Source organism: Kitasatospora sp. MBT63 (assembly GCF_000710465.2).
Classification (GTDB): Bacteria; Actinomycetota; Actinomycetes; order Streptomycetales; family Streptomycetaceae; genus Kitasatospora.
Map to the genome: position 1 here is coordinate 1 of NZ_JAIZ01000203.1, position 4,677 is coordinate 4,677.

Consider the following 4,677-nt stretch of genomic DNA (forward strand, 5'->3'; position numbering starts at 1 on the left):
GCCGAGCCGGGCGTCGTCCAGCAGCAGCCGGACCGCGCGGCCGCGCAGCACCCCCGGCGCGCCGGTGGCCGGTCCGCCGGACGGCTCGCGGGCGGCCAGCGCGTGCAGGGTGGCGGCCCAGCGGTCGGCGACCGGGTCCTCGCCGGTGTCCTCGGCGGCCAGCAGGCCCACGGCGGCGTGCACCGCGTCCAGGTGGGAACGCATCGCGTTGGCGCCGTCCGCGTCCAGGCCGGTGCAGGCGGCCGGCAGGCCGACGCAGATCCGCTCGGCGAGGCCGCGGGCGACCTCGCCGAGGGCCGCGCCGTCGGTGCCGCGGACGTCGCCGTAGCGCAGGGTGCGGACCAGCGCCGGCAGCGCGGCGGCCAGCTGCGCGATGTCGGTGTCCAGGGCGGCCCGGTCGGCGATCAGCCGCATCACGGCGGGCAGCGCGGCCGGCAGGTCGGCGAGCAGGCAGCGCTCGGCCAGCGCCGTCAGCTCGGCCAGCTCGGTGGCGCGGGCGGCCTCGCCGACCGCCTTGCCGGCGGCCGCGCCCTCGACGGTGGTGCCCCACTGGGCGGCCTCGACCACCCGGACCGCGAACTCCGGCTCCCAGCGCAGCCGCCAGGTCTCCCGGAAGGTGCCGGTGGAGTTGACCGCCGAGCGGCCGGGGACGCCCCAGCCGATACCGAGCAGCCGCAGCCGGTGCAGCAGGGTCGAGCGGGCGGCGTCCAGCTCCTTGCGGAGGTCCAGGACGAGCTCGCGGTCGTCCGGCTCCGGCTTGAGCCGCAGGCTGCGCTGGAGCCGGGCGAGGTCGCGCTGGAGCGGGACGGCGGGGGCCGCGTCGGGCACCTCGCCGAGCGCGTCGCCGACCACCAGCCGGTCGTGCACCAGGGCGAGCGCGACGTCCGAGCCGTCGCACATGACGGCCCGTACGGCGTCCAGCGTCTCGGTGAGCCCGGGCAGCGGGCGGCCCCGCATCGCGGCGAGCGTCCCGGCCAGCCGGACGGCCTCGATGACGTGCGCGGAGGAGACCGGGTGGTCCTCGGCCCGCAGCAGCTCGGCGACCCTGGTCAGCCAGCGGGCGACGGTGTCGCGCTCGGCGGTGAACAGGTGGTGGTACCAGCCGGGCGAGTCGACGCCCGCGCCGTACCCGGAGTGCTGGGAGAGCCGGCGGTGCGTCCAGGGCACCCAGGTGATCTCGGTGCGCACCTTCTTCGGCAGGCCGGCCAGCAGCGCCTTGTCGTGCGCCACGGTGGGCAGCTCCCGCAGCGCGGGGACGTGCCAGGCGCCGCAGACCACCGCGATCCGGCGGTGGCCGGCCCGGCGGGCGGCGCGCAGCTGCTGGCGCATGTACGCCTCGCGCAGCTCGTCGCGGCGGAGCACCGGCGCGTCCTCGCGCAGGGCCGCCATCGCCTCGGCGACCGCCTCGAACGGGGCGAGCGCGTCGGCGCCGGGGGCCCGGTGCTCGACCACGTCCTCCCACCAGCGCTCGGGGTCGTCGTGGCCGGCGGCCGCGGCGAGCGCGGCGATCGGGTCCGTGGTGGCGGGACCGTCCACCTCCCCGGAAGTGCCCCCAGGCACTCCCGGCCCGTCCGGTGACGGCGGTTCGGCGGCGAGGCTGTGGGCGGCCGGCAGGTCGATGAAGCGGACCGGGACCTGCTGCTCGACCGCGTACCGCAGCGCGACCCACTCCGGTGAGAAGACCGCGAACGGCCAGAACGCGGCCCGCGCCGGGTCGTCCACCACGTGCGCGAGCAGGGCCACCGGCGGCACCAGGTCCTTCTCGGCCGCCAGCGCGGTGAGCGCGTCGGCCTCCGGCGGGCCCTCGATCAGGACCGCGTCGGGGCGCAGCTGCCGCAGTGCGGCGGCCACGGCGCGGGCCGACCCCGGCCCGTGGTGCCGGATGCCGAGCAGCGTGACGCCGGGCGGCGCGGCCGGCGGTGCGGCCGGTGCCGTCGGTGTGGCCGGTGGGGTCGGCGCGGCGGGCGTCGGTCCGTGGGCCATGTCGGGCCTCCCTCCTGCGGGGTGCTGGGGTGTCAGTTGGAGTACTCGCGGGCGGCGCGGTAGAAGTCCTTCCAGCCGTCCCGCTCGCGGACCACGCCCTCGACGTACTCCCGCCAGACCGCGCGGTCGGCGACCGGGTCGCGGACCACCGCGCCGAGGATGCCGCCGGCCACGTCGCCCGCGCGCAGCACGCCGTCACCGAAATGGGTGGCCAGCGCGAGGCCGTTGGTGACGACGGAGATCGCCTCGGCGGTGGAGAGCGTGCCGCTGGGCGTCTTGACCTTGGTACGGCCGTCGGCGGTGATCCCGGCCCGCAGCTCGCGGAAGACGGTGACGACGCGTCGGATCTCGTCCGCGCCACCGGGCAGCTCCGGCAGGTCGAGCGAGCGCCCGAGCTGTCCGACCCGGCGGGTGACGATGTCGACCTCCTCGTCCAGGGTGGCCGGCAGCGGCAGCACGACGGTGTTGAAGCGGCGGCGCAGCGCGCTGGACAGCTCGTTTACCCCGCGGTCGCGGTCGTTGGCGGTGGCGATCAGGTTGAAGCCGCGGACGGCCTGGGTCTCGGCGCCCAGCTCCGGGATCGGCAGGGTCTTCTCGGACAGGATGGTGATCAGGCTGTCCTGGACGTCCGCCGGGATGCGGGTGAGCTCCTCGACCCGGGCGATCTTCCCGTCGGCCATCGCCCGCATCAGCGGGGACGGCACCAGCGCGTCCCGGCTGGGGCCGTGGGCGAGCAGCTGCGCGTAGTTCCAGCCGTACCGGACGGCTTCCTCGGGGGTGCCCGCGGTGCCCTGGACGAGCAGGGTGGAGTCGCCGCTGATCGCGGCGGCCAGGTGCTCGGAGACCCAGGTCTTGGCGGTGCCGGGCACACCGAGCAGCAGCAGTGCCCGGTCGGTGGCCAGGGTGGTGACGGCGACCTCGACGATCCGGCGCGGGCCGATGTACTTGGGCGTGATCACGGTGCCGTCGGGCAGTTCGCCGCCCAGCAGGTAGGTGGCGACGGCCCAGGGCGACAGCCGCCAGCGCTCGGGGCGGGGCCGGTCGTCCTGGTCGGCGAGCGCGGCGAGTTCGCCGGCGAAGGCGTCCTCGGCGTGCAGCCGCAGGACCTCGGCCGATGTCGCGGAGGTCGAGGCTTCGGTGGTCGACGTCTCGGTGGTCGGGGTTTCGGTGGTCATCATCGGCTCCTGGCATACGGGCCGCCGGGCACAGCTGTGGCAGGGCAGGGGCGGCTCAGAGAGGGGTACGGGGACCATCGGCGCAGAGGTCGGACAGGCACTTCGCGGCCTGTTGGAACCACCATGCACCGGGGCACTGACAACGACCGGGCGCACGGCCCCGGCTCGCTACCATGCAGGGAGGAGGAGGTGCAAACGATGACCGCGACGACACCTGCGACCGACTACGACTTGGTGCGCCTACTTGAGGGCATGCCGGAGCTGGACAGGTTCCGGATCGAACTCATCGACGGAAAGATCGTGATGCTCCCGTCCGCCGCGCCGTTCCACAACTTCATCCAGGCCACCGTGGCAGGCCAGTTCATCCAGCAGGGCTGGTGGTCGATGACCGAGCAGGCGCTGGTGTCGCCGGTGCGCGGGTTCGAGCCCAAACCCGACATCAGCGTGACCAGCCACGAGCTCGCCGCCGACAACGTCAACCCCTTCCCGGCCGGCCGGGTCGCGGTCACCGTCGAGATCGTCTCCTCCGACCGCGACAGCGACTACGCGAAGAAGCGGCTCTGGTACGCCGTCAGCGGGGTGCCGCTGCACCTGATCATCGACCCGAACCTCGGCGTCTGGGAGCTGCACTCCCGGCCCGACGGCGGGGACTACCGGGTGGTCGAGCACGGCGAGTTCGGACGGGCCGTCGAGCTGCCTGAGCCGTTCGCGTTCGCGCTGGAGACCTCCTCCTTCAAGGTGTACCCGACCAGGGGCTGACACCGCGTCCGTTGTCAGTGCCCGCGCCTAGCGTCGTGGGCATGGAGGAACGCTGGAGCACCGAACACGTCCTTTCCCTCGCACCCGACCCGGCCTCGCTGAAGGCCGCCGGCAAGCTGTCCGGACCGGGCCCCTGGTCGGGGGCCGGCTGGGAGCAGGGCGTGCTGTGGGGGCTGTGCAAGGGCAGCGGCAGCACGCCGTACCGGGCTGCGGTCGAGCTGGCCGGGCCCGCGTACAAGTGCAGTTGCCCGAGCCGGAAGTTCCCGTGCAAGCACGTGCTGGGGCTGCTGCTGCTCTGGAGCGGCGGCGCCGCGGAGATCACCGAGGGCGCCGAGCGGCCCGACTGGGTCGCCGAGTGGGTGAAGAGCCGTCAGGACGCCTCCGAGCAGCGGGCCGAGAAGGCCCGCGTCAAGGCGGAGGCCAAGGCCGAGGCCGATCCGGCGGCCGCCCGGCGGCGGGCCGAGCGGCGCGAGGCGAGGGTCACGGCGGGCGCCCAGGAGCTGCGGCTGCGGCTGGCGGACGGGGTCCGCCGGGGCCTGGCCGACCATGCCGCCGCCGCGGCCGGCTGGGAGGAGGTGGCGGCCCGGATGGTCGACGCGCAGGCGCCCGGCCTCGCCACCCGGGCCCGGGAGTTGGCACACACGCCGCAGCAGGGCCTGCTCGCCGAGTACGCGTTGCTGCACCTGCTCGCGGGCGCCTGGGGCCGGGTGGAGGAACTGCCCGCCGAGCTGGCCGCCACGGTCCGGACCCGGGTCGGGTT

4 protein-coding genes are annotated in these 4,677 nt (G+C 75.4%); 2 read left to right on the plus strand and 2 right to left on the minus strand.

What is annotated here, in order from left to right; translation table 11 throughout:
• Both AA75_RS14265 and AA75_RS14270 read right to left on the minus strand, forming a co-directional pair.
• Positions 1-1,983, minus strand: a 1,983-nt coding sequence (locus tag AA75_RS14265) for a DUF5682 family protein (RefSeq protein ID WP_233289021.1), incomplete at its 3' end; no start/stop codon positions are given.
• Positions 1,984-2,015: 32 nt separating this feature from the next.
• A complete protein-coding gene (locus AA75_RS14270) occupies positions 2,016-3,158 on the minus strand; it encodes an AAA family ATPase (RefSeq protein ID WP_082526501.1) in 1,143 nt (380 codons plus the stop codon).
• 198 nt (positions 3,159-3,356) lie between these two features.
• Between AA75_RS14270 and AA75_RS14275 the strand changes: the two genes are divergently transcribed.
• Both AA75_RS14275 and AA75_RS14280 read left to right on the plus strand, forming a co-directional pair.
• Complete coding sequence (locus AA75_RS14275; protein WP_158515498.1) at positions 3,357-3,917, plus strand: Uma2 family endonuclease; 561 nt, start codon at positions 3,357-3,359, stop codon at positions 3,915-3,917.
• 41 nt (positions 3,918-3,958) lie between these two features.
• Positions 3,959-4,677, plus strand: a 719-nt coding sequence (locus tag AA75_RS14280; RefSeq protein ID WP_033820362.1) for an SWIM zinc finger family protein, incomplete at its 3' end; no start/stop codon positions are given.

Bases quoted from the DNA above. Each gene is read 5' to 3' on its own strand.
- AA75_RS14275 (WP_158515498.1), top strand. From the start codon at position 3,357: ATGACCGCGACGACACCTGCGACCGACTACGACTTGGTGCGCCTACTT.
- AA75_RS14270 (WP_082526501.1), bottom strand. From the start codon at position 3,158: ATGACCACCGAAACCCCGACCACCGAGACGTCGACCACCGAAGCCTCG.